This window comes from Bifidobacterium apicola, from assembly GCF_042846865.1.
Classification (GTDB): Bacteria; Actinomycetota; Actinomycetes; order Actinomycetales; family Bifidobacteriaceae; genus Bombiscardovia; species Bombiscardovia apicola.
This window is the reverse complement of record NZ_BAAFQQ010000001.1, coordinates 283714-308529: the sequence shown is the minus strand read 5'-3', so window position 1 is coordinate 308529 and position 24816 is coordinate 283714. Positions and strand designations below refer to the sequence as shown.

Genomic DNA, 24816 nt, shown 5'->3' with positions numbered 1-24816 from the left:
GGGTTGTGACCTTGGTCGTGGCCGTTGCCGGGTGGGTTATAAATGGTTTGCGCATCCGGAAGCAGGATGCCGAGAGCATGGAAGCCAAGCAGAAAGAGCTTGACAACGCGAAAGAGCGTGAGCACACGCTGAAGGCGCAGTTGGAAGAGCAGCGCAAGGCAGCGGAAGCGTTGCAGGGGCAGTTGGACCAGCTCGAGGAAGCGAACCGGCTTTTCGAGCAAGCCAACCCGACTGATTCCGATCCCTGGGGTCCTGCGGTCAAGGTTCGAGGTAAGCAGTACCGTGTGACCAACGAGGGGCCGAGAGACGTTGTGGTCGAAAAGGTCGGACCAGACGATGACCAGCTCCCGTTCAGTTTCGACGGCCATGTGCCTTTCGACTGCGGTGCCGGAGACGGAATCGACTGCTTCGTACCAGATACCGGCATGGGTACTGCAGCCATCAAAATCAGCTGGCGCTTCGTCGGCAGTACGGACTTAAGGACCACACGTCGGCCGGTGTGACACGTGGCGACGTTCATAACAGTCCTCCCATAAATTGTCGAACGTCCTCGGTGCTGACAATCTTGTATTTCTCGTACGTCACCAGACACTTGCCGGCACCGAAGGACTCAAAGGAGATGGGGGCGTCAGTCAATCCGGAAGTGGGCGAGATTGCCGGCTCGTGCAACAGGTCGTTGACGATTGCCGCATTCTCCTTGTCTGGCGTTACCCTCACGGAAGTCATCGCGCCTTCTCTACTGCCGACGTCGGGTGTTTAACGTGATGTCTGAATGAGACAATGAGGGCACTTACGCAAAGGAGGGAGGTGAGGGAATGCAGCGAGACCCTATTGACTCGGCGAAGGATGCCCGGGAGGCCGCGCAATTTGGAAACACCCAGCGGGCGCTGGTCGCGTTGGCTGATGCCGTGCAGGGCATAGCCGAGTACCAGAGGTATATACGTAACGACCAGTTGAAGATCAAGAAGGCGTTGAACATCCCCTGATATGTGTCTCTTGTCGTTCATTGAGGAGAGCTCCATCTCCCGGTGGACGACGTTCTGCACTGCGCCCAGCATGGCGGGGTGCTGCCTCTCGAACTCTTCTGCCGACATGGGGGCGTCCACAGTCCGGCTGTTTCCCGGTTCGTCACCGATGACATCTCGTACACCAGCAAACGGGCCAGTTGATTCATTAGCGAGTGGCCTTCCCGCCGTCTTCTGGTAAACCTGCGACATTACTCCTCCTCTTCTGCGAGCGCCGAAGGTGTTGCATCGATTTTCGTTGTTGAGCGCTCCTCTGCGCGCCGGAGGATTTCGGAGGGTAGCACTCCAGCAGCCTTTGCCGTCCCGATGAACTCGTCCAGAGACATGTTGTGCTGTTTGTTGAATCTGGCACCGACAGACTGACGGTTGAGACCTAGGACTTGTCCCAGTTGCACATTGCTGATACCGCTGGCCCTTTTAGTTCGAAGAAGTTCGTCCATCGTCAACGAAGTCAATGTGTCTAAATTTTTAGTCATAGGAAAACTGTACAAATATTTGGTCATTGTGACAAGTCCAACACGCCGTTTGTCGAATTATTTGGACAATTGGTTATTGTTGAGACATGGCATTAAAAGGTCGGACATGGTCGGATGTAGACAAGAGGTTTGTTGTCTATATCAATCGCCGTATCAAAGAAGATCCACGTAAGTTATCCCTAAGAACTATTGAGAGACTAACGGGGATTAAGCATGGTCGGCTCGGTGGCCTGCTCAATATGACAGCCGGCGTCCCAACCATAGATGAATTTATCGGCCTTTGTCGCTTGGTTGGTCTTGAAGCATCTTCTGTCATGCGGATGTTGGAGGCAACAGCCGAAGAGCCTAACACAAGAGCTGACGGGCTGGATAAATTGCTGGATCAGGTTGCGGCTCACCCGGAAGATTTCGATATCGCCGCTCTGCACGATCCGAATGCGGCAATGGAAAGGGAGACTCCACGAGATTGAGATTCAGAGGGAGAAAGCGGGCATGAAACATCCTGATATAGCTGAATTATTGCGCGAAGCAATGATGCTTCAAGTCAGGGTTGAAGAGCGTGCACTTATCCCGGATTTATGCGGGTTCTACTGGGATGAGAACCGCACGATTATGCTGAACGACTGCCTGTCCGAATGGCAATACCGCTGCACCCTCTGCCACGAGCTCGTGCACGCCAAACACCACGACTCGGGTTGCGGACTGGCCGGCGCAAAAGGCGAACGCCGGGCCCGTAAGGAGACAGCCTTGCGCCTCGTGGATCCGGTGGAGTATGCGAGCGCCGAGTCCGTATATGACGGTGACATGTTTTTGATAGCCTCGGAGCTGGGCGTTACCGTCCAAGTCATCAATGATTACAGAATGTGGCTCGACAACAACGTCAGGGCCTGACGAGAGGGAGAACAGATGAAGACTGGAATATGCGCTCGCGGTATCGTGGCCGTGATTGGTGCTTTGACGTTGGTGCTGAGCCTGTCCGCCTGCGACACTCAGAAGGAGGTGCCTGACGTGACGGGGAAAAGCTTCTCGGATGCAACCGCGACTTTGTCGAAGGCAGGGTTCACGTACGATGCCAAGGATGGGACCGACCGCATCGCATTCGATGGCACGGTCACGGGTCAGGACCCCAAGGGGGGCACCAAGACCGATGATACGAAAGTGAAGCTCACGGTGAAGAGCTCCATGGATGAGTTCCGTGAGAAAAACGAGCAGCAGCAGAAGGAAAAGGCTGAGAAAAAGGCGCAGCAGCAGAAGGAAAAGGCTGAGGAAAAGGCGCAGCAGCAGAACACGCCCGCTCCCAGCGCAGAGAAGTCCACATCGGGTGGTCTTACCCAGACATACGCCCTGTCGGCTTGCAGGCAAAGAGGTAAGCAGGAGTTCCCTTACGGGTTCAAACCGCATTTCATAACTGATGCGGCCGAGCCGATATGGTCGCCAGACAGCGTGCTGCTCCAGTTCGGGGCCACGGTGAAGAACGAGTACAACGCGAAGCGTGATGTGACCGTGAACTGCAATGTGCGCGGATCCAACGACAAACCGGAAGTGTTCGGCTGGACGGCCCAGTAGGGCGACCCAAAAATGCCCCGTCTGCACTGCCATGCGACGGGGCGGTGAGAACAAATCAGTCAGAAATGCCTCACGCTTCATTCTAGCGTCGGGGCGGAATGGAGCGAACCATGGCGAGTGTGAGCGCGTACGAGACGGCCAAGGGCCGGCGGTACATGGTCCGGTATCGGACCCCGGACCACAGGCCTACCATCAAGCGGGGGTTCACGCGCAAGAAGGATGCGGAGCTGTTCGCAGCCAAACTGGAGACGGACCTCAACGACGGCACTTTCGTGGATGTTTCCAAGGGGCGCAGGACGGTGGGGGAGCTGGCACCCGCGTGGCTGGCGAAGAAGAGGATAGCGGTCAAGGCCAGCTACTACTACACGCTTGAGACGGCGTGGAAAGTGCATGTGGAGCCCAGGTGGGCGAAACGCTCCATCCGCTCCATCAAACGCAGCGAGATACAGCGGTGGGTGGCCGGCCTTTCCTCGGGCGACGAAGGCAGGCCGAAGAGCGCCAGCGTCGTCATCCGGGCATACGGCATCCTCGCCGGCATACTGGACGACGCGAAGGCTGACAGGCTGCTCGCCGAGAATCCGGCCCGCGGGGTGACCCTGCCGAAGCGCCGGCGCAAACCCCACATTTACCTCACCGAGCGGCAGCTGTACGCCCTTTCGGACGCCTGCCTGATACCTGGCAGGAACAGGAACGCCGACCATGAGCGTTTCCAGCGTTCCGTGCTGGTGCTGGTGCTCGGGACCACCGGCATGAGGTGGGGCGAGTGCATCGGCATGCGCATAGGCCTGGTGGACTTCCGCCGGCATCGCATGCAGGTCAGGGTGTCCGCAACGGAAGTCGATGGCAGGATGGAGGTGGACGTGCCCAAGACCGGCAGCGAGCGCAGCGTGGTGTTTCCTGCCGTCCTCGACGACAGGCTGCACCGGTTGATCGGCGGGCGTGGCCCTGACGAGCTGTTGTTCACGGGGAGCTTCCATGGCTACGTGAAGTCGGTGTCGCCGAAGGATGGCGGCAAGTGGTTCGCCCGTGCGTGCGATGCGGCCGGGTTGGAGCGGATGACCATCCATGACCTGCGGCACACGGCGGCCAGCCTGATGGTCAAGAGCGGGGCGAATGTGAAGGCCATCCAGCGGCAGCTGGGGCACACGTCGGCCGCGATGACCCTGGATGTGTATGCGGATCTGTTCGACGAGGATCTGGATTCGGTGGGGGAGTCGATGAACGAGCTGCTGCTGCAAAGTGCGCTCAAAGTGCGCTCAAAATCGGTTTCGCCGGTTGCGTGATGTGTCCTGAACGTTGAAATCCCGGCCCTTTCGGACCGGGATTAATCGTGGAGCTAGGGGGATTCGAACCCCCGACCTTCTCCATGCCATGGAGACGCGCTACCAGCTGCGCCATAGCCCCGTGCTTGCCTTGCTTGGTGAAGCCTTGCTTATAGTACACCGGGATTGGCGAATGGAGCAACTCAGTGTGTTGCCCCGGAATTGCGGGGATTGTGAGCTAATTGATGGATTTTATCCTCGAATGGTCTTGAGTCATTCCTGAGCTTGCAAGTGCGCTAGCATGATGGACAAGGGGCGACCAAGGGGGTCGGCAGCAACGGAAAGGCGACGGACCATGATCGGCAAAAACGATGCCGAAGTGCGGGCTGAAAAGCGGAACGAGAACCATCCTGGGGACCAGCTCATCATCAACTGCCTGCCCTTGGACCAGAGTGAACGACGGGAATTCCTCCAGGCGGCTCCAGGCGTTCATCAGGAGTTCATTGTCGACACGGACATGCGGCAGAGCATGCATTGGCTCATCGATGTCCCTCAATCCCTCCGATCGGAGGCCACGATCATTTTGGGTAATCCGCCGGCCGAGCAGGTGGTTGTCTGCCGTAACCTGGTCTGGCTGCAGACCAGCAGCGCAGGTGTGGATGCCTACCTGAAACCGGGGGTTCTGCCTCCGGACGCCATGTTGACCAGTGCCTCAGGCGCTTACGGGCAGTCGGTCTCCGAGCACATGTTCGCCATGATGTGGGCTCTGATGAAGGACCTGCCGGCCTACCGGGACAATCAGCGTTTGGGCCGTTGGGAACCTCGCGGGGCCGTCCTTTCGCCGCATGGCTGCCAGGTCCTGGTTTTAGGCACAGGGGATATCGGAGCCTCCTTCGCTCGTCTGGCAAAGGCCGTAGGCGCTCGGACCATCGGTATCAGGCGCCATCCCGACCAGCCGGTGGAGGGGTTCGACCGTCTGGCTGGTTTTGATGATCTGGATGCCCTGCTGCCTGAGATGGATGTAGCGGCTCTGGCCCTGCCTTCAACGCCGCTGACCCGGCACATCATCGATGACCATCGTCTTGCATTGATGAAGTCCACCGCCGTGCTGATCAACGCGGGCAGGGGAGATGCCGTGGACTGCATGGCTCTGGCCCAAGCCCTGGGTAAGGATGGCATTTTCGGCGCAGGGCTGGATGTGACCGAACCGGAGCCCCTGCCTGAAGGTCACCCACTGTGGAGGCAACCACGCTGCCTGCTCACCCCGCATGTGGCCGGGGGAGCCCACCTACCCTCCAACATGGACAAGGTTCGGGAAATCTGCCTGGATAACCTTCATCGATTCATGGATGGCAGGCCCCTGCGCAACCGGATGAGGTGACCGCTGTGTCTACAGAGCGAAACCGCAGCGACCGCAGCCATCGGCGGACAATGGTTCTGCGGTGGGCGGCTGTCCTACTGGCGCTCGCATTGATTGTGGCGGGCTCCTTGGCCCTGGCTGGCAGGCTGGTGGGCGTCGGGCCTGCTCGCCATTCAGACAATCAAAACTCCTCCGCAAACGGCCCCAGGACCGCTTCTCACGGCCCGCCCGGGTATTCTCCAGAGCAGACCGCGGCCCATTCGCCTCTGACCTCGCCTGTGGACTACAACCATGACGGCGTGGATGACTACACGGCCATGGTGCGTGGAGCCCATCAGGAAGCCCGACGCCATCCTCATTATGACAGTGGCTACTACCAGGGCGGCTATCCTCCCGATGACCGAGGCGCCTGCACCGATGAGATCTGGCGGGCCTTCCGGCAGGCCGGCTACGATCTGAAGATCATGGTCGACGCCGACATCGCCTCGTCTCCTGGGGCCTATGCCGGAGTGATCAACAGCCCGGATCGGAATATCGACTTCAGGCGGACCAACGTCCTCGGCATATTCCTGTCCCGGCATGCCCAGCGTCTGACCAATGACACTGCGGCCACCGACCAGTGGCAGCAGGGCGACATTGTCATCTTCGACACCTCCTGGCACATCGGCATGGCCTCCGATAGAAGGGACAGCCGGGGGATTCCCCTGCTTCTGCACAATATGGGTCAGCGCGACAGGGAGAACGACTACCTGGGCTCGCCAAGCCACCGTCCCATCACCGGGCATTTTCGCTTCGACGCTTCCAAAATCCAACCCGCCGTCCTGCGGCCATGGCGGGGATGACCAGGGACTACCCTGCGAAATTGAGCACGGCGGCAACTGGTTTTCTGCTACTATCGGTTCGGCCAGACACGTCGGCCAGGTTCGAGCACGAGAGGCGGTGATGGCGATGATGAGAGTATTCAGCACCATGAACGGGCAGATCGAGCAGATCGGCAAGGCTTCAAAGGGCTCATGGATATGCTTATCGGCGCCCACCGATGTCGAGCTGGCCAACGTCTCCCAGACCACCGGCATAGACCTGGCTGACCTGCGTGCCCCCTTGGACGATGAGGAGCGTTCGCGCGTGGACGTTGAGGACGAGTACACCATGGTCATCGTTGACATTCCTCGCGCCGAGGAACGGGACGGACGGGACTACTACGAGACCATTCCTCTTTCTATTATTGTCACCGAGGATCTGATCGTCACCGTCTGCATGCAGGACACCGTCCTGCTCCATCCTTTTATGGAAGGCACCATCCGGGGTTTCAACACTTTCATGAAGTCCCGCTTTATCCTGCAGATTCTCTACCGCAACGCCACTCTCTACCTGCGCTACCTGCGCATCATCGACCGCGAGTCGGACCGGCTGGAGCTCAAGCTGCGCCACTCCATGCAGAACCGCGAGATCCTCATGCTGCTCGAGCTCAATAAAACCTTGGTCTACTTCGCCACCAGCCTCAAGTCCAACGAGATCGTCCTGGAGAAGCTGACCGGGCTGGAGCGGATCAAACGGTACCCGGACGACGAGGACCTTCTGGGCGACGTGATCACGGAGAACAAGCAGGCCATCGAGATGGCCAACATCTACTCAAGCGTGCTTTCAAACATGACGGATGCTTTCGCCTCCATCGTCTCCAACAACGTCAACAATGTGATGAGGATCTTCACCATCATCTCCATCAGCCTGTCGGTGCCCACGCTGATCTTCTCCATGTATGGCATGAACTTCAACCAAGGCATGTTCGGCATGCCGTTCACCGACAAACCCTGGGGGTTCGCGGTCGTGGTGATTCTTTCGGGTCTGGTGACCGCCTTGGTAACCTGGTTCCTGACGCGCTCGAGAATGTTCAAGTAGGGGCCGATCATGTTTGCACGCAGGATTGCGGCGGCTCTGCTGGCACTGGTTTTGGCGGTGCCCCTGAGTGGGTGCGGCCGCCAGGAGGATCGATACCGGGCGGGCTCCATCGGACCCAAGATCAGCGTGGGCATATCCTTCGACCAGCCTGGTCTTGGATTTGCTCAGTCCGGCCAGTATCGCGGACTGGATGTGGATGTAGCCCAGTATGTGGTTCATGAGCTGGGGTACGCTGAGTCGCAGATCGTTTTCATACAGGTGAAGCCTTCGGACCGCGAGCGCATGCTCGAACAAGGTCAGGTGGACATGGTCGTAGCTGGCTACTCCATTACCGAAGAACGGCAGAAGCTGGTGGATTTCGCCGGGCCCTATTTTGCCGCGGGGCAGGACCTGCTGGTTCGCCGCACCCAGAACGACATCGCTGGTGTGGAGGATCTGGCTCAAAAGCGGGTCTGCGTGGCTGCAGGGTCCACCTCTGCGGCTCTAGTGCGCTCGCTGGCCCCCCAAGCCCAGGTCCAGGAGCGTGAAGAGTTTCCGGAATGCATCACGGCCCTGCTCAGCGGGGACACGGATGCCGCCAGTGCTGACGATTTTGCCCTGGCCGGCCTGGCTCATGTTCGCGGCGGCGGCCAGTTGCGCTTGGTCGGCAAGCCTTTCTCGCATGAACGATACGGCATCGGCGTGCCTCATGGGGATCCGGAGCTTGTGGACGTCATCAACCAGGCTCTCAAGAGGATGATGCAGGATGGATCCTTCAAGAACGCCCTGAACCAGGCCTCCAAGACCATTAGTTTTTCCGTGGATGCCGCCGCCCGCACCTTGCAACCTGGTGATCGCTGAGTGCGGCTCCAGCCAGGTGACGGATGTTGGACATCAACCCGGCCGTGTCCATGTGAATGGCGATAATTCACCATATGAACGCGAATGAAGACAGGGATCATCAGCAGACCCAGGAATCCGATCAGCCTCAATTCCGCTACGATGCCGCCATGGCGCAGACTATCGAGGAGCGTTGGCAGCAGCGCTGGGACAAGGAGGGCACTTTCTGGGCCGCCAACACCAAGGGCGACTTGACCGATGCCCAGGGGGAGCATGCTGGAGGACGCAGTCCCTACTTCGTCATCGATATGTTTCCCTATCCTTCGGGCAAGGGCCTGCACGTGGGCCATCCATTGGGCTATATCGCCACCGACGTGGTCAGCCGCTACCACCGGATGAAGGGTGAGAACGTCCTGCATGCCATGGGCTACGATGCCTTCGGCCTGCCCGCCGAGCAGTATGCGGTCCAGACCGGCCAGCACCCCCGGGTCACCACCGAGCAGAACATCGCCAACATGCGCTGGCAGCTGCACCGGCTGGGGCTCAGTTTTGACGATCGCCGCTCCTTCGCCACCATCGACACCGACTACGTGCGTTGGACCCAGTGGATCTTCTCGCGCATCTACGAATCCTGGTACGACCCCGACTACCGTCGAGCCGACGGGGGGACGGGCTCGGCCAGGCCTGTCAGCGAACTGGTCGAGGCCTTCAAGTCCGGCAGCAAGGCCATCCCTGGCCATCCGGACGCCTCCTGGGATGACTTGGACAAGGCCGAGCGCTCTGAGGTGCTCAACGACTTCCGCCTGGCCTACATCTCGCGCTCGCCGGTCAACTGGTGCCCCGGACTGGGCACGGTCCTGGCCAACGAGGAGGTGACCGCCGAAGGACGCTCCGAGCGCGGCAACTACCCGGTCTACCAGCGTGAGCTCAAGCAGTGGTCCATGCGCATCACGGCCTACGGTCACCGGCTTCTGGAGGATCTGGACATTCTGGACTGGCCCGAAAAGGTCAAGCTCATGCAGCGCAACTGGATCGGGGAGTCGCACGGGGCCTCGGTGGACTTCACCGTCCCCAGTTCTGACGGCGATCAGACCATGGAGGTCTACACCACTCGTCCTGACACGCTTTTCGGCGCTACTTTCGCCGTGGTTTCCCCCGAGCATGACCTGCTGCAGCATCTGCCACAGGAGTGGCCTGACGGCGTGCCTGAGCAGTGGAAGGGCGGCTATGCCAATCCAGCGGAGGGTGTGCAGGCCTATCGTAGGGCTGCCGAGGCCAAGACCGCCAAGGATCGCGTGGATGAGGGAGGGGCCAAGACCGGCCTGTTTACCGGTCTGTACGCGGTCAACCCCATCACCGGGGCCAAGCTGCCGATCTTCACTGCCGATTACGTGCTGATGGACTACGGCACTGGAGCCATCATGGCTGTGCCAGGCGGCGATCAGCGCGATTACGACTTCGCTGTCAAGTATGGGCTGCCCGTCGTCTACACTGTCAGCCCGTTGGCTGAATCCGGCCAGACACTGGACGACTACCGGGGCAAGGCGCCTTTCGTTTCCCACGACGGCATTGTGGTCAACTCTTCGGTCAAAGCCACCCAGGCCGCTGGCGATCCGCTCAGCCTGGACGGTCTGCGGGTTGACCAGGCCATCGAAAAGGTTACCGAATGGTTGGAGTCAGCTGGCGTAGGCCATGGAACGGTCTCCTACCGGCTGCGCGACTGGCTCTTCTCCAGGCAGCGCTACTGGGGTGAGCCCTTCCCGGTAGTCTATGACGACCAGGGCCTGCCTCATCTGCTGCCCGATGACCAGCTGCCGGTGGCCCTGCCGGACGTGCCCGACTACTCGCCCAAGACTTTCGATCCCGAGGATGCCCAGTCCAGCCCTGAGGCCCCGCTGAGCCGTAATCAGGACTGGGTGAACGTGACCCTGGACCTGGGCGACGGTCCCAAGGTCTACCACAGGGACACCAACACCATGCCCAATTGGGCCGGCTCCTGTTGGTACTACATGCGCTACATCGATCCCAAGGATGACCAGCACATGGTCGATCCGACAGAATATGACTACTGGCTAGGGCCCAGGCACAACGCGACGGCCGGAGAGTCAGGGGGCGTTGACCTCTATGTGGGCGGTGTGGAGCACGCGGTCCTGCACCTGCTCTATGCCCGCTTCTGGCACAAGGTCCTTTACGATCTGGGGTACGTCTCGTCCAAGGAGCCCTTCCACAAGCTCTTCAACCAGGGGATGATCCAGGCCTACGCTTACACGGACCAGCGCGGCCAGTACGTGCCCGCCGCCGAGGTGGAGGAGCATGAGGAGGGCGGCAAGGTCAGCTACACCTGGCAGGGACAGCCGGTCAACCGTGAGTTTGGCAAGATGGGCAAGAGCCTCAAGAACATCATCACCCCGGACGACATGTACCGCACCTATGGGGCCGACACCTTCCGCCTCTACGAGATGAGCATGGGACCCTTGGACGAGTCCCGGCCCTGGAACACGCGCAACGTGGTGGGCGGCATGCGCTTCCTGCAACGGCTATGGCGCAACGTGGTGGACGAGCAGACCGGCAAGGTTGTCCTGGACGAGGGCGAGCCCGACCAGAAGACCCTGAAGCTGCTCAATACCACCATCCACGACGTGACTGTTGAGATGGAGGCCATGAGGCCCAACACGGCCATCGCCAGGATGATCGTGCTCAACAACCATCTGACCGGGCTGAATCCGACGCCCAGGGCAGCCATTGAGCCGTTGGTGCTCATGCTCTCGCCTATCGCCCCCCATATATGCGAGGAGCTGTGGAGCCGTCTGGGTCACAAGGAATCCCTGGCGCATGCCCAGTGGCCGACCTGGGATGATCGCTATCTTGGCGAGGACACGGTCACTGCCGTGGTCCAGATCAAGGGCAAGGTCCGCGGCAAGCTGCAGGTCAGCCCCGACATCGCGCCCGACCAGCTCGAGGCCATGGCCCTGGCACTGCCCGCCGTTCAGGAATGGCTGGGCGGCAAGGAGCCTCGCAAGGTCATCGTCAAGGCGCCCAAGATCGTTTCGGTCGTGCCAGCCTGACCCTGCACTGCCCGCAGCCAGGCTGTGGACGGGTGACGACCTTTGACCACATAACCCCCCGACCTCATATCGGGGGCTTTTTCATGCCAGGCTGGCTCCATGAGCATCAACATCACCCAGCCTCCGGCGCCACCCCTGCAGGCCCTGGCTCTGAATCAATCTGTCCGATCAGAGAGGTCAGCTGAAGTCACGGCTGAGTCCCCGGTCCGGCGGGATCGGCCCGTCTGGTCGTTTACACCTCTGCAGGCCCTGACGGCCATTCTTATTCTGGTGGTGGCCTTGGCAGTCAGTTTGACCCTGCTGGCTCAGCAGGGGCGGGCGCTGGCCGGAGAAGTAGCCGTTGATGCACCCGTGGCCAGGTCATCGGCTTCTGGGAACCGTGATGTGAACAGTGCTGCACGCCGCGGCAAGGGTGCCTCTGAAAATGATCACGGTCGTAACGCTCAGAGAGCAACGGGCAACGAGCAGGCAGACTCCCAAGTTTCAGGCCCAACCCAGCATGCAGAAAAAACCGACGATGTCCCTGCTGCACCAGACTCGGGTCCCTCTTCGGGGACGGTCGATCAGGCGGGACGCGTGAATCTCAACAGCGCCAACCAGCAGGATCTGGAGAACGTCAAGGGGATCGGTCCTGTTACGGCTGCAAAAATACTGGAGCATCGGCAAGCCGTCGGCGGCCGCTACACCTCGGTAGACCAGCTCCTGGATGTCCCCGGCATCGGCGCCAAGACCCTGGCTCGATTACGACCATATCTGGTGGCGCAATGATGACCGGTCATGCACGGGTTCATGATGGAGCTGATCAGGAGAACGGCAGCCGCAATCTTCGTATGCTCCCCGCTGCTTGTCTGGCCTGGGCGGTTGCATTGCTGGTCCCATGGCTTCTGGATCGGAGCATGGGAGGATTCATGGCGGGAGCAGGCAAGGGCGGCGACTGGGCTAAGACGGTGGGGGAGTCCAGAAACGGCGTGACCGTTGGGAGTACGGCCGGTGGAGGCATGGGCATGGCGGTCTGGATGACACCACTCGTCCTGGCGCTTCCATTGCTTGTTGCAATGGTTTTGCTCATCATCAAACTCGTCTGCTTGGTTGCCGCAGAGGACTCCGATTGCAAAGGTCAGGTATTTCGCAGTCTCCATCGCCCACGTGCACGAAACCAACCACCCCGAGTTTGTACGCGTCCTAGGCGCAAGAATCATTGGGGCAAAAATCGGTGGAGCAAAAACCATGACAAAGCCCCTTGTGAGAATGCCAAGGACGCCAGCCATTTGAGGACGACTCATTGGAATGCTCGGTTTTATTGGCTGCACCGGTGCTCAGGCCAGCGCTCACACGCTGGGCTCAGTCACTATTTCGCTCGTGGTTCTTTCTCGTTCCGATCTTCGCTTGTTTCCGCCTTGTCGGCCTTGGTGTCCACATGGCTTGGCCCTCGGAAGCTCGCAACGCTGGCCGTCCTTACTACGGTGGCTTTGACTACAGCATTGGCCGCCGCAGTCGGTCAGGAGTCAGCGCGTGGTGGGCCAGCAGCCCGTCAGATCCGTCAGGGGAAGACGCTGGCTGAGGTTCGTGGTAAAGCTCTGAGCCCTATGAGTGCATCTTCTCGTCGAGGCTGGGACTGTCAAGCGGAGCTAAGGCTTCAATGGGTTACTCTGGCCGGGGTGCGCATGCCTTCCGGTGAACGGATCATGCTGTTTGCCCGGAGCCGGTCTTGCATGCTGCAACAGGGCGGAAACTATCGTATGCGAGGACTGTTGGAACCTTCAGCGTATGGTCGTCCTATGCCCTGGCTGGCCGTGGAAGACGGCATGAAACAGATCAGGTCGCCAGGACCCAGCAGACGATTGATCGCTCGCATGCAAAAGGCCTTTCTCGAACAGACCAGCAGGCTGGACGATCAGGGACGGATCCTGGTGCCGGGGTTGACCATGGGGATCTTGGGCAACCAAGCTTTATTTAGGTCTGGTGGTTCCCTGAGCAGTCAGGAGGTGGAGCCCGCTTATGCGGTCCGTCTGACACAGGACTTCCGAACATCGGGCATTCTTCATCTGATGGCTGTCTCCGGCGGGCACTTCATGATCCTGGCTTCATTGCTAGTTAGGATCATGCGTAGCCTGCGCTCGCCTCCCTGGCTGATGGCCCTTGTTTTGTCTGCCGCCTATCTGGGTCTGGGTATGCTGATGGTTCCAGGAGACTCGGTGTTGCGAGCGCAAGCCATGGGGCTTCTTTCGGCATTGGCCCTGGCAGCGTGCCGACCTGCCCAGTCATTGAACACGCTTTCCTGGTGCGTCCTGCTGGTCATGATCCTGCAGCCTTCCATGGCCGCAAGCTTCGGTTTTGCGCTCTCCTGTGGTGCCGTACTGGGTATCGGTCTGGGCAACCGGCGTTTGACTGCTTTTCTTGAAAACCACCTTCCGGGATTTTTGGCGCGTCCATTGGCCACGACCTTGTGCGCGCAGGCCGGGACTCTGCCTGTGCAGGTGTTGATGAGTCCTGGCTTGCCTCTGCTGGCGCCACTGGCTAACCTGCTGGTCACTCCTGTAGTCGACGCTGCCACGGTGACTGGCCTGCTGGCCCTGCTCACCTCCTGGCTCTGGCCTCCAGTGGGTATGCTGCTGGCCCGACTGACTTCCCTGGGTACCGGGGTCATGGCTTTTGCCGCCACGTGGCTGGGAGAGGCGGCTGCTCCGGCGGCCTGGCCATCGGGGCCAATCGGCAGCACCTGTCTGGTGGGTCTGGGCCTTATGGCTGTGATAGATCACCGACTGATTCGATTCATCCTTGCCGGGGGGCCGGAACGTTCATGGTCGGCTGTGGCTGAAGAGGATTCGGGGGTCCCATTTAGGCCCTCGGCCTGGGCGGCGATCAAGAGTTGGCTTCTGCAGACTTATGGCCTTCTGTCCCAGCTGATCTTCAAAACTGGCGAACGTCAATGTCCAGTGATGAAGGGAGATTTGAATCATGACCAAAGCTCAGCAGGAGAACCCTTCCGTCCATCTGGTGGTCGGCGGCGATCCCTTCCTGAACGGGCAGCGCGTCAAGGAGCTGTGCGTACAGGCTTGTGCTGCTCATCCGGACAGCGAATACTTAGAGATGGATGCAGCAGACTGCGACGCTTACGCTTTTCAGGAGGCGTTAGGACCCTCCCTGCTCAGTCAGACGGCCGTGGTCCTTCTGGATGATTTGCAGGCGGCTGATGAGGCGTTGACTCAGGCCTTGGTCGGATTCTGCCGCGAGCCGGCAGAATCCGAATCCAGCGTCGTCATCGCACGTCATGACGGGGGCAATCGGGGCCGCAGGCTTCTGGACCAGATGGCACGGGCTGGAGCGCTCATAGAGCGAATGCCAGATTTGAAGAAATTCGATGACAAGGTTGGTTTCGTCTATGGGCAGTTCAAGGCCCATCAGCGTCGAATCCAGCCTCGGGCGGCTCAGCGCTTGGTGGATGTCCTGGGTGAGCGTACTTCGGAGCTGGCCGCCATGTGCTCCCAGCTTTGTTTTGATTTTGACCAGGATCCCATGACCCTTGAGATCGTCAATCGTTATCTGACCGACAGCCCGGCTGTATCTGGATTCGCTGTGGCGGACATGGCGCTTGCTGGCAGGTCGGCCGAAGCCGTTGTCGCCCTGCGCTCAGCTCTTGAACAGGGGAACGAACCGGTCTCCCTGATCGGAGTGCTGGCCCTGAAATTGCGCACCTTGGGCAAGGAGGCGGCCATAGAGTCGGGATCAATCACTACGGCCGAGGCCAAGGCCGCCTACTGGCAGTTGCGGGAGGCCAAGAGGCAGCTGCATGGATGGACTTCCGCCGGTCTGGCGGTCTGCATCGAGGCCTTGGCCCAGGCCGATGAGGTCAGCAAAACCAGCAAGGGCGATGCCCGTTATGCTCTGGAGCGGACAGTTGAGCTGATTGCCGCCAAGGGAAGGACAGTGGCATGAGCCTGCAGGACAACGCTGAAGGTCAAGATGGCTTTGATCTGGTCGTGCCCACGGGCGAGGACATGCAACGTCTGGGCAGAAACCTTGCTGCATGTCTGCAAGGCGGGGACGTGATCCTTCTGTCCGGGCCTCTGGGGGCAGGCAAGACCACGTTGGCCCAGGGGTTGGGCAGTGGACTTGGGGTCGACGGCCCCGTGGTCTCGCCCACGTTCACCATTGCAAGAGAGCTGCATGGCCGTCTGTCCGACGATTCGCCGGTTACGCTGATTCACGTGGATGCCTACCGGCTGGGCGGGCAGGACTATTTGCCTGGAGAGGATGCCGTGGATCGTCTCCTCGACGAGCTGGAGTCTCTTGGTCTGGACGAGGAGCTGGAGGATCCAGGTCAAAGCACCATCATACTGATGGAATGGGGCGAGCAGATGGCCTCTGCACTGGCCGATCAACGTCTGGAAGTAACCATCGACCGGCCCGTGGATGCTTGTGAGGACCCGGATGCCCCACCCAGCTCACAGGGTAAGCGTATGGTACGTCTGCGTGGAGTGGGTCCTTCATGGGCCAGCAGACTGGAACGACTGAGAAAGGCGATGACGGCATGAACGGGACCGATACGCCCCTTTTGGTGATCGACACCTCTTTTGGTTCGACCGTGGGGCTGCCCGGGCGGGAGCCGTGCATAGAGACCGACTCGCGCTCGCATGTGGAACGTCTCCAAGTCAATATCGCCAAGGTCATGGACCAGGCTGGGCTATCTGCAGACGACCTGCGGACCATTGTGGTGGGTCTGGGCCCTGCGCCCTTCACTGGTCTGCGGGCAGGCATCGTTACCGCCAAGGCCCTGGCTTTTGCCACGGGTGCCCGTCTGCTGGGGCAGGACATCCTGGAGCCACAGGCCCGCTATGCCTACAGCCGGTTCAAGCAGCAGGTCCAAGACCATACCCGACTCCTGGTCCTGGCTGTCAACGATGCTCGACGTCGGCAGCTCTACTACCGTCTCTATGACGATTTCGGAGGCGTTGAGTCCCAGGCCCGGCCGCTGACTGAAATGAGCATCGACTATCCAGCTGCTATCTGTGAGAAGATCGTGGCCAATGTGGAAGAACAGAAGTCTCTGGACCATAATCCTGTGATTTTGGTCGTCAGCGGCCATGGAACCGGTCGCTACGCCGACCAGTGGGGGCATCTGGCCAAACATCTGGATACACAGGTGATGTTGGACGAAGGATCATTCTTGGAGGATCGGACGCGGGGGACGGATCTGATGGCTGCTTGCGCCTGCAGACGCGCCCAGCATGGGCTGATTGACCCGGTGGAACCGCTTTACCTTCGTCGTCCTGACGTCTCAGTGCCCAATCCGCTTAAGCACGTAGCTGTCCAACCATGATTCGTGCAGCGGCCTTGGAGGACTTGGACCGTCTGGTCGATCTGGAGACGCGCATCTTCCGCGAGCAGGCCTGGCATCGGCAGGAGCTGCGATTTGAGCTGTCTGCGCCTTCGCGCACTTACCTGGTCTGGGACGGCCAGGGTGCCATCCTAGGCTATGGCGGCTATTGGTCAGGCGAGAGGGATGCAGAGCTGATGACCATTGGGGTGCTTCCGGAAGCCAGGCATCGCGGCATTGCAGGATCTCTGCTCGCCAGGCTGATCGCCGAAGCCGATCGAGAGGGTCTTCAACGTATGAGCCTGAAGGTGCGTGTAGACAACACCGCGGCCATTGACCTCTATCAGGGCTTTGGCTTCTCGCAGTCGGGTTTATGCAAGGGTTATTATCAGCCAGAAGACGTGGATGCATGGACTATGACTAGGCCTTTGAGTTCGGTCGGACCGGGCCCGGTGGGCTCTGTCAGCAACAATCTGTCGAACGGACAGGAAAGGATCATTGACCATGAGTGAGCCTGTGGTGCTTGGCATCGAATCCACCTGCGACGAAACCGCCGCTGCTCTGGTTCAGGGAGACCGGTTGCTGTCCAACGTGGTGGCATCCTCCATGAACGAGCACGCCCGTTATGGAGGCGTCATCCCCGAGATCGCCTCACGCGCACACGCTGAGTCCTTTGTGCCGGTCGTCTCCAAGGCCCTGAAGGATGCCGATATGGATCTGTCTGAGGTCGATGCGATAGCGGTCTCAGCCGGACCGGGACTGGCTGGATGCTTGGCCGTAGGCGTGTCCGGTGCCAAGGCGTTGGCCTGGGCGGCAGGCAAACCTCTGTATGGCATCAATCACGTCATCGGCCACATAGCGGTTACCCAGCTTCAATTCGGTCCCTTCCCTCAGAATGCTCTGGCTCTGATAGTCTCCGGCGGCCACACTTCACTTCTGCATGTGGACGACCTTGCACGATCGGTCCAGGTGGTGGGCACCACCTTGGACGATGCGGCTGGGGAGTGCTTCGACAAGATCGCACGACTGCTTGGCTTCCCCTATCCGGGTGGCCCCCACATCGACCGCCATGCCCGTCTGGGTAATCCTCATGCCATCGCTGTGCCCCAGGGGCTGACCAAGGGCCGGGCCGTAGCCGAGCATCCTTATGATTTCAGCTTCTCTGGAGTCAAGACCGCCGTGGCTCGATGGGTAGAGCGCAGACAGCAGGCCGGGCTCGACATTCCCGTGGATGATGTCTGCGCTTCTTTGGCGGGTTCTGTAGCTACCGTCCTATCTCGCAAGGCCATGGCCGCCTGTCATAGTTTTGACACGGATACCCTGATTGTCGGCGGTGGGTTCTCAGCCAACTCGCAGCTGCGCGGCAAGCTTCAGGAGCTCAGCGACCAGGAGGGCGTCAAGGTTCGCATTCCGAAGATCAATCTATGCACAGACAACGGCGCCATGGTGGCCATGCTCGGCGTCAATCTGGTCCAGGCCGGCCTGCCACCCTCAGCTCCTGACTTCTCCATCGATTCGGCCATGCCCATGGACAGGATCCTCATGTAATCGACACGCCAAGTTGTCACATAAGAAAACCCAGACTATAGTATGGTAATTGTGTTCAGCGAGAGTTGAACGGGATATTCCCGCATAGCTCAGTTGGCAGAGCGTTCGACTGTTAATCGAAATGTCGCTGGTTCAAGCCCAGCTGCGGGAGCTCTTGGCCGCCGGTTCTCCGGCGGTTTTCTTTTTATTGTGCTTCTTCCAGGGATTGCAAACTTCTTGCCGCAAATAGTCCTGGGTTTTGTAATACGAATATCAGAATATTCAAGCGAATAAATTGCTGTTGAATTCTCATGATGCAAGGACTGCTGCTGACGGCCTGTATTGGAAATTCGCACCTCTCTTGTGAAATAAATGATTAGGCAGGTGTTCGTTCGTTATCTGGACAAGCGTTTTCGCCATTGGCTGGTGTGGCAGTCGAGCGGTTTGTCGAATTTCACAACGTTGTACTATTCAGATGGCGCTTGGTTCAGCGCGGAGGGAACCATGGGCGGCAGAGTCAAAACAAGGGAGTCAGGCAATGATGCGAGATCAGGAAGCGCACAGGTGTAGGGCACAGTTCAAGGTGGATGAGGACCAGGAGTCTACGCCTATTGACGATCGCCTTTTCGGATCCTTTGTGGAGCATCTGGGCAGGGGCATCTATTCGGGCATCTACGAGCCTGGTCATCCGACAGCAGATGAACAGGGTTTTCGACGCGACGTCATGGACCTTGTTCAAGAATTGGGCGTGACAACCATCCGATACCCAGGAGGCAACTTTGTCTCAGGCTATCGTTGGGAGGATGGTGTGGGACCACGCGAAAACCGTCCCCGTCGTCTCGATTTGGCTTGGCATTCCAGCGAAAGCAATGAGTTCGGACTGCACGAGATGAGTGACTGGCTGGACAAGCTGGGCGGCAACGAGCTCATGGAGGCCGTCAACCTGGGCACCAGGGGCATGCAGGAAGCCCTGGATCTGCTCGAATACTGCAATGTGCCATCAGGAACTGAGCTGTCGGAACGGCGTCGGGCTAATGGCCATGATCGTCCCTTTGACATCAGGATGTGGTGTTTGGGCAACGAGATGGACGGCGACTGGCAGATTGGCCACAAGAGCGCACAGGAATACGCCGATCTGGCGAATCGAACTGCTGTCGCCATGCGGATGATCGACCCAGGACTGGATTTGGTTGTCTGCGGATCCTCCTCGCACAGCATGCCCACCTTCGGCCTCTGGGAGCGTACTGTGCTGGAGCGCTGCTTCGAAAATGTGAACTTCCTCTCATGCCATGCCTATTACGCGCCCAAGGATGGAGACATGGCCAGCTTTTTGGCTTCAGGCGTGGATATGGACGGTTTCATCACCGATGTGGCGGCCATCATTGCCGCCTCGCGTGCCCGGCTGGGCAGCGATCATCAGATTTTCATCTCCTTCGACGAATGGAATGTCTGGTACCAGGATGCCCAGGCCAGCAGATCGCCCGAAGGCATTGGCAATTGGCCTCAGGGCGCGCCGCTCCTGGAGGATGTCTATTCGGCGGCAGATGCTGTGGTGGTGGGCGACTTGCTGATCACCCTGCTCAGGCATGCCGATGTCGTTCACGCGGCCAGCCTGGCCCAGCTGGTCAATGTCATTGCCCCCATCATGACTGAGCCCGGCGGCCCGTCCTGGAGGCAGACCATTTTCTACCCCTTCGCCCTGACTGCCCGTTATGCGAGAGGCGGCAGCGTGCTCAGGAGCCTGCAAAACGGCGACACCTATGAGACCTCGCGCTATGGTCAGGTGCCCATGATCGATTCGGTGGCCGTCAGAGGCGCCGACGGATCCCTAAGCGTTTTTGCAGTCAACCGCAGCCTTGACAGTTCCGTTGATTTCAACGTCGTCCTGACTGAACAGGATCGGCATAGGCATGCCACAGTCAGTACCCTGCATGAGGCCGACCCCTCGGCGCGCAACACTCTTGAAGACCAGGAGCGGGTCGTCATGCATACCCGAAAAGACTTCAGGATGGATGAGGATGCCATAAGCCTTCAACTGCCTCCCATCTCTTGGACGGTCATTCATCTGGCCTAAAAGGCCGATGAAGGCATCTTGGCCGAAAACCTTTCAAAGATTTTCAAGTATGGTGCCTTTGCGGTCCATTTGGATGTGGACGACTCCATATTCGGCCACATGCCTCTTTCCGGTTCGCATGGCTTGGGCATCCAGTCCATCATGATGGTGGATGGCCCAATATCGGGCACCCATGTTGACGGAATGAAGGTGTGACCATGGCCTGTGCTCGTGACCATAAGAACAAGGGCATAAGGCGGGGTGCTGGCCGGATGCCTATCATGCCTTCCGGATGTCGGCCTCCCTGGTTTCCCAGAGCCCCGCTGGTGTTGATGCTGGCACTGGTCCTGTCGGCTGCAGGGCCCACAGCAACCAGCGCGGCTCAGACTGCGTCGACCCTGCCTTCGGCTGCAGCTCCGGCAAAGAACGCTCGGGTGTTCTCGTCGACTTCAGCATGCCGACAAGGCTGGTTGTGGCCGCTTGAACCTCTGTCTGAAGATAAGGCCATGCCATGGGCCATTCGTCCCTTCGATCCTCCGGATCGTCCGTGGCTGAGTGGTCATCGCGGAATTGATCTGGCGGCGCAGCAAGGCAGGCGCATCCGAGCTCCAGCTGACGGCGTAATCGCCTTTGCCGGTTCCGTAGCTGGCAAGGATGTGGTCTCCATTCGTCACGGCAATCTGATCTCTACCTATGAGCCAGCACAGAGCTCTTTGCCGACGGGGACCCGGCTGCAGACCGGTACAATCTGGGGAAAGGTAGAGGGGGTCTCCGACCACTGTGCTCAAGATTGCCTGCACTGGGGTCTCAAAGATGATCATGATCACTATCTGGATCCCAGCGCCAAGGTCGGACGGCATCGCATTCGTCTCAAGCCCTTGTAAGAGGGCGGAGCTCGCTTGCAGGACTCGCGCGTCTGCAGGCCAGGTATATCGCCAGCCCTGGGGACCGGTTAGAATCATTAAGCATAACGCCGTTTCAGCAGGGAGTGGTCATGCAGAACATGCAGCAAGAATTCACGCGTCCGCTTGTGGAGCCTATAGATGCCAATGCCAGCGTCTTCTCCCTGCTTGAGGACAGGGTGGACCGTTCAGGTGACGATCCGCTCATCGAATACCGGAGTGGACGTGAGTGGAGCACTATTACGGCCCGTGAGTTCCGTGACCGGGTAGTCGCGCTGGCCAAGGGGCTTATGGCCCGGGGGATAGGTCGAGGGGATTCGGTGGCCATCGTCTCGCGCACCCGATGGGAGTGGACTGCCTTGGACCTGGCTATTCTGTCCATTGGTGCAGTGACGGTGCCGGTCTATGAGACGGATTCTCCTGATCAGATCCGGCGTATCTTCAACGATTCCCATGTCGGCATGGCTTTTTTGGAAGATGACGGCATAAGGGCCCGGGTTGACGCGGTTCGTTCCCAATGTGCCTATCTGAACGACCTGTATGTGATTACCCGGGGAGCGCTGACCACAATGTCCGCCTACGGACGGGCGGTGGACCAGGCAGACTTCCAAGCCCGTGCCGACTCCGTGCAAGGTTCCGACCTGGCTACCATCGTCTACACTTCAGGCTCCACCGGCAAGCCCAAGGGCATAGAGCTCAGCCACAGCAACATCGTCTTCACCGTCCGTTCGGGTGCTCAGGCAGTCCCTGACATCTGCCTAGGTGGGGGTAGACGGCTTCTGCTCTGTCTGCCACTGGCTCACGCCTTTGCCCGCTGTCTGCAGTTCTTCGCCATCTCCACGGATCTCACCTTGGGACTTACCGGGTCCATTCGCAATCTGTTGCAGGACCTGCAGACCTTCAAGCCTACTTTCATTCTGGCTGTACCGCGCATCTTCGAGAAGATCTACAACGCTGCCTCCCAGCGGGCCGGGACAGGCACCAGGGGCAGAATTTTCCTGGATGCAGCAGGAGTGGCCAGGCAGTGGTCACGTCACCAGCAGACCGGAAGCCGGGTTCCCATGTCCCTGAAGACCAAACACCTCATGTATACGGGCACCGTCTACGAACCTATCCTGGAGGCCTTGGGCGGCCGAGTCCAGTATGCCATTTCGGGCGGAGCCCCACTGGACAGAGACATTGCAGACTTCTTCAACGGCATAGGCCTGCCCCTGCTGGAAGGCTATGGCATGACCGAAACCATGGGTCCGGTGACGGTCAACCCCACCGAGGGCTACCGGCTGGGCACCATTGGCCTGCCTATGCCTGGCATCACCGTGGGCATCGACCAGGAGGGCCAGCTATGCGTCAAAGGCCCCGATGTCTGCATGGGTTACCATAACCATCCCGAAATCACCACCAGGCAGATTCATGACGGCTGGTTGCTGACCGGCGATCTGGGCAGTCTGGACGAGGACGGGTTCGTTCGCCTGACTGGCCGACGCAAGGAGGTCATCATTACTGCAGGGGGCAAGAACATCTCGCCGTCACTGCTGGAAACGGCTGTCGAGCGCTCGCCCATCATCAGCCACTGCATGGTCATTGGGGATCGCAGGCCTTTCATCTCGGCGCTGATCACCCTCAATCCCGAGGAGATCGACCGGTGGCTGCGGAACCAGGGCGCTGAGCCTATGGAAGATGTCGCTTCGGCTGGGGAGAACCCCATCATCCGCACCGAGGTCGACCACGCAGTGGACGCGGCCAACGGTCAGGTCTCCCGGGCTGAAGGTATCCGCCGCTATCTGATTCTGGACCAGGATTTCACCCGTGAAAACGGCTTGCTGACCGCTTCATACAAGCCCCGCCGTCAGGAGGTTCTCAGACGGTATGAGGATCGGATCGAGCAGGAGATCTATGCTCAAAGACCGGCATCAGCAGGTTTGATGTAGCCAGTATCGATCATCGTCGCCTTGAGATTGGTAGCTGAAACGGCAACCAGCGGTCTTGACAAGCGGCGCAACTGTTTGCCGTTCTGGTTGATGGTCTGGATCGTCTCCATGGATGGCACCTTGCCTTGGCTGTTAAGGCCAGCGCATGCCTTGGCGATATCGGCGGCAAGCCCTAGCCTGTCCTCCAGCCCGGTCATCCACTGCCTTCCATCTACGATTTGGGGAATGTTGTCTATGTAGGCGCCGTATCCGCTGATGACGGGCCAGGCGGTGTGGTCGTCCGAGGACGCGGAGTCCTGAACCTTTCCAGCTGCTTGTGAAGAACTCGCTTCCGAACCTTTCAGATCCTGGGTTGTCGGGCTCTGGGCGGGTTTGGGTACGCGCTGCCGGTGCAGATCCTGGCGGCCGGCCATGGAGCCCACGATGCCAGATATGGAGATTTCCGGGTTGATGTCCGCTGACGAGCCCCGATATCCCAGATCCCCGAGCTCAGAAACCACCCCGGAAACGATGAAGTCGTTCATGGCCAGAATGCCATCCACCTCTGTGTGAGCCTTTTCTCCGTTGTCCATGGCCAGGCGAGCTGCCAGCTCTTTGCCTGCAGCCGAGGCATCCTTGCCTGGATCGAAGGCTACCGCCTGCCAGTCCTGTTCTGCGCTGTCGGCCTGCAGGCGCCCCGAGGGACTGATAGCCCGTCCATCCTTGAAGTATGGTCCCAGCACTTGCCAGATTCCGGCGAAGGCCTGGGCAGGGAAGGAATTCTGTTCCTTTTGCTCGCCCTGCTCTGTTTGGTCTTCTTCCTTGTCAGAGTCTGCATCAGCCGGACGGTTCGGCAGAAGAATCTCGATGCGGCATGGGTTGTCCTTGCTGGCCTTGTCCAGCTCCAGCTTGCTGGCCAGCTTGTTTGCCTGCATCTGGCCAATGGCCCGTGCATCCGACAACTGCACGAACAGATCCGGATGGATGCCCGGCACCTGATTGGCAAGCAGCACTACATGCATGCCCGCGCCCGCTGCCAGACGCAAAGACGAGACCAGGCGCGCACGTGCCTTGTCTTTGTCATCGGCATTCAATGGATTGCTGATGTAGTCGCCATACTGGCGGGTAATGGAGTCTGGCGAAGTCATGGGTGCAACTACCAGCGTGGTTGGCGCTGATGTCTTTCCAGACTTGCGCTCTGAAAGACGGTTGACCACGTAATCCTGCAGCTCCTTGCTTTGATCCTCCAGGTTCCCGCTGGTGTAGGCATCGATGTGCTTGTCGGAAAGTTGCTCCTTAGCCAGTGCCGCCTTAATCTCAGGAACCAGGGCAGCCCACTTGTTGATTGGCGTGTGCTGGGAGAGGGTGATGCCGTCAGAAGGGGTGAAAATGGCCACTCGACCGGGCACTCCGGCAGCGGCAGTGGGAGTCGACGAGCTCTGCGAGGCGCTTGGGGACTGTTCCTCCTTGCCCAAGGCCGGACCGCAAGCACCGGCCGATGCCACCATGACCAGGCTTGCCAGCAGTGCCAGCAGGCCGGACAAATGCCGTGCAAAGCCGGTCTTCTTCACGTTCGCTCCTTCGTCCCGACAGAGCCCGACTATGGCCGGGTCCCGAGCAACCATTCTATGGGTTCTC

General features: G+C 59.5%; 24 protein-coding genes, 2 tRNA genes and 1 pseudogene. 23 read left to right on the top strand and 4 right to left on the bottom strand.

Annotated elements, in window-relative coordinates:
* Nucleotides 1-77 precede the first annotated feature (77 nt).
* The gene (locus tag ACGG9J_RS01350; RefSeq protein ID WP_390132924.1) at nt 78-503 is read left to right on the top strand and encodes a hypothetical protein; all 426 of its coding nucleotides are present in this window, start codon (nt 78-80) and stop codon (nt 501-503) included.
* 13 nt (nt 504-516) lie between these two features.
* Here ACGG9J_RS01350 and ACGG9J_RS01345 read toward each other — a convergent pair whose 3' ends face one another.
* The gene (locus ACGG9J_RS01345) at nt 517-726 is read right to left on the bottom strand and encodes a hypothetical protein (RefSeq protein ID WP_220237241.1); all 210 of its coding nucleotides are present in this window, start codon (nt 724-726) and stop codon (nt 517-519) included.
* An 89-nt stretch (nt 727-815) separates the two neighbouring features.
* Between ACGG9J_RS01345 and ACGG9J_RS01340 the strand changes: the two genes are divergently transcribed.
* The gene (locus ACGG9J_RS01340; RefSeq protein ID WP_390132922.1) at nt 816-986 is read left to right on the top strand and encodes a hypothetical protein; all 171 of its coding nucleotides are present in this window, start codon (nt 816-818) and stop codon (nt 984-986) included.
* Nucleotides 987-1216: 230 nt separating this feature from the next.
* Here ACGG9J_RS01340 and ACGG9J_RS01335 read toward each other — a convergent pair whose 3' ends face one another.
* Nucleotides 1217-1351: a hypothetical protein gene (locus ACGG9J_RS01335; protein WP_390132920.1), complete on the bottom strand. Its 135-nt coding sequence runs from the start codon at nt 1349-1351 to the stop codon at nt 1217-1219.
* Between the two features lie 236 nt (nt 1352-1587).
* On the opposite strand from ACGG9J_RS01335, the gene ACGG9J_RS01330 reads away from it, so the two are divergent.
* The 4 genes from ACGG9J_RS01330 (at nt 1588) to ACGG9J_RS01315 (ending at nt 4350) form a co-directional block, all read left to right on the top strand.
* Nucleotides 1588-1971 carry a hypothetical protein gene (locus ACGG9J_RS01330; protein WP_390132918.1) on the top strand — a complete coding sequence of 128 codons (384 nt, stop codon included), beginning with the start codon at nt 1588-1590 and terminating at the stop codon, nt 1969-1971.
* Nucleotides 1972-1993: 22 nt separating this feature from the next.
* Nucleotides 1994-2392, top strand: coding sequence for an ImmA/IrrE family metallo-endopeptidase (locus ACGG9J_RS01325; RefSeq protein WP_390132916.1), 399 nt, complete (start codon nt 1994-1996; stop codon nt 2390-2392).
* A 15-nt stretch (nt 2393-2407) separates the two neighbouring features.
* Complete coding sequence (locus ACGG9J_RS01320) at nt 2408-3067, top strand: PASTA domain-containing protein (RefSeq protein ID WP_390132914.1); 660 nt, start codon at nt 2408-2410, stop codon at nt 3065-3067.
* A 110-nt stretch (nt 3068-3177) separates the two neighbouring features.
* Entirely contained in the window at nt 3178-4350 is a 1173-nt protein-coding gene (locus ACGG9J_RS01315) for a tyrosine-type recombinase/integrase (RefSeq protein ID WP_390132912.1), read from the top strand.
* Nucleotides 4351-4398: 48 nt separating this feature from the next.
* Here the strand turns inward: ACGG9J_RS01315 and ACGG9J_RS01310 are convergent.
* Nucleotides 4399-4471, bottom strand: a tRNA-Ala gene (locus ACGG9J_RS01310).
* A gap of 213 nt (nt 4472-4684) precedes the next feature.
* Between ACGG9J_RS01310 and ACGG9J_RS01305 the strand changes: the two genes are divergently transcribed.
* From ACGG9J_RS01305 to ACGG9J_RS01225, 17 genes and pseudogenes are all read left to right on the top strand, one after another.
* Nucleotides 4685-5710, top strand: a complete 1026-nt coding sequence (locus tag ACGG9J_RS01305) for a D-2-hydroxyacid dehydrogenase (protein WP_390132910.1) — start codon at nt 4685-4687, stop codon at nt 5708-5710.
* A 5-nt stretch (nt 5711-5715) separates the two neighbouring features.
* Nucleotides 5716-6531: a DUF1287 domain-containing protein gene (locus ACGG9J_RS01300; RefSeq protein WP_390132908.1), complete on the top strand. Its 816-nt coding sequence runs from the start codon at nt 5716-5718 to the stop codon at nt 6529-6531.
* 106 nt (nt 6532-6637) lie between these two features.
* A complete protein-coding gene (locus tag ACGG9J_RS01295) occupies nt 6638-7588 on the top strand; it encodes a magnesium transporter CorA family protein (RefSeq protein WP_024627661.1) in 951 nt (316 codons plus the stop codon).
* Nucleotides 7589-7597: 9 nt separating this feature from the next.
* Nucleotides 7598-8428: a glutamate ABC transporter substrate-binding protein gene (locus ACGG9J_RS01290; protein WP_390132906.1), complete on the top strand. Its 831-nt coding sequence runs from the start codon at nt 7598-7600 to the stop codon at nt 8426-8428.
* 74 nt (nt 8429-8502) lie between these two features.
* Nucleotides 8503-11472 (top strand): leucine--tRNA ligase, encoded by a 2970-nt coding sequence (leuS, locus tag ACGG9J_RS01285; protein ID WP_390132904.1) that lies wholly within the window; start codon nt 8503-8505, stop codon nt 11470-11472.
* A 99-nt stretch (nt 11473-11571) separates the two neighbouring features.
* Nucleotides 11572-12240, top strand: a complete 669-nt coding sequence (locus tag ACGG9J_RS01280; protein WP_390132903.1) for a ComEA family DNA-binding protein — start codon at nt 11572-11574, stop codon at nt 12238-12240.
* Nucleotides 12237-14207 (top strand): annotated as a pseudogene (locus tag ACGG9J_RS01275) (ComEC/Rec2 family competence protein); the annotation flags it as partial. The gene ACGG9J_RS01280 and the pseudogene ACGG9J_RS01275, both read left to right, overlap by 4 nt.
* A gap of 223 nt (nt 14208-14430) precedes the next feature.
* On the top strand, nt 14431-15408 hold the full coding sequence (gene holA, locus ACGG9J_RS01270) for a DNA polymerase III subunit delta (protein ID WP_390132901.1): 978 nt from the start codon (nt 14431-14433) through the stop codon (nt 15406-15408).
* Nucleotides 15405-16007, top strand: coding sequence for a tRNA (adenosine(37)-N6)-threonylcarbamoyltransferase complex ATPase subunit type 1 TsaE (gene tsaE / locus ACGG9J_RS01265; RefSeq protein WP_390132898.1), 603 nt, complete (start codon nt 15405-15407; stop codon nt 16005-16007). The genes holA and tsaE overlap by 4 nt, the downstream gene beginning before the upstream one ends.
* On the top strand, nt 16004-16792 hold the full coding sequence (gene tsaB / locus ACGG9J_RS01260) for a tRNA (adenosine(37)-N6)-threonylcarbamoyltransferase complex dimerization subunit type 1 TsaB (RefSeq protein ID WP_390135275.1): 789 nt from the start codon (nt 16004-16006) through the stop codon (nt 16790-16792). Before tsaE ends, tsaB begins: the two co-directional genes overlap by 4 nt.
* Nucleotides 16789-17301: a ribosomal protein S18-alanine N-acetyltransferase gene (rimI, locus tag ACGG9J_RS01255; protein WP_390132896.1), complete on the top strand. Its 513-nt coding sequence runs from the start codon at nt 16789-16791 to the stop codon at nt 17299-17301. The genes tsaB and rimI overlap by 4 nt, the downstream gene beginning before the upstream one ends.
* Complete coding sequence (tsaD, locus tag ACGG9J_RS01250) at nt 17294-18337, top strand: tRNA (adenosine(37)-N6)-threonylcarbamoyltransferase complex transferase subunit TsaD (protein ID WP_390132894.1); 1044 nt, start codon at nt 17294-17296, stop codon at nt 18335-18337. Before rimI ends, tsaD begins: the two co-directional genes overlap by 8 nt.
* A 78-nt stretch (nt 18338-18415) precedes the next feature.
* A tRNA-Asn gene (locus ACGG9J_RS01245) sits at nt 18416-18488 on the top strand.
* Between the two features lie 366 nt (nt 18489-18854).
* Nucleotides 18855-20390 carry an arabinosylfuranosidase ArfA gene (gene arfA / locus ACGG9J_RS01240; RefSeq protein ID WP_390132892.1) on the top strand — a complete coding sequence of 512 codons (1536 nt, stop codon included), beginning with the start codon at nt 18855-18857 and terminating at the stop codon, nt 20388-20390.
* 18 nt (nt 20391-20408) lie between these two features.
* Nucleotides 20409-20585, top strand: coding sequence for a hypothetical protein (locus tag ACGG9J_RS01235; RefSeq protein ID WP_390132890.1), 177 nt, complete (start codon nt 20409-20411; stop codon nt 20583-20585).
* Between the two features lie 290 nt (nt 20586-20875).
* On the top strand, nt 20876-21253 hold the full coding sequence (locus ACGG9J_RS01230) for a M23 family metallopeptidase (RefSeq protein ID WP_390132888.1): 378 nt from the start codon (nt 20876-20878) through the stop codon (nt 21251-21253).
* 119 nt (nt 21254-21372) lie between these two features.
* Nucleotides 21373-23199 carry an AMP-dependent synthetase/ligase gene (locus tag ACGG9J_RS01225; RefSeq protein WP_390135274.1) on the top strand — a complete coding sequence of 609 codons (1827 nt, stop codon included), beginning with the start codon at nt 21373-21375 and terminating at the stop codon, nt 23197-23199.
* Here the strand turns inward: ACGG9J_RS01225 and ACGG9J_RS01220 are convergent.
* The gene (locus tag ACGG9J_RS01220; RefSeq protein WP_390135273.1) at nt 23169-24686 is read right to left on the bottom strand and encodes a type 1 periplasmic-binding domain-containing protein; all 1518 of its coding nucleotides are present in this window, start codon (nt 24684-24686) and stop codon (nt 23169-23171) included. The genes ACGG9J_RS01225 and ACGG9J_RS01220 overlap by 31 nt on opposite strands.
* Nucleotides 24687-24816: the final 130 nt, after the last annotated feature.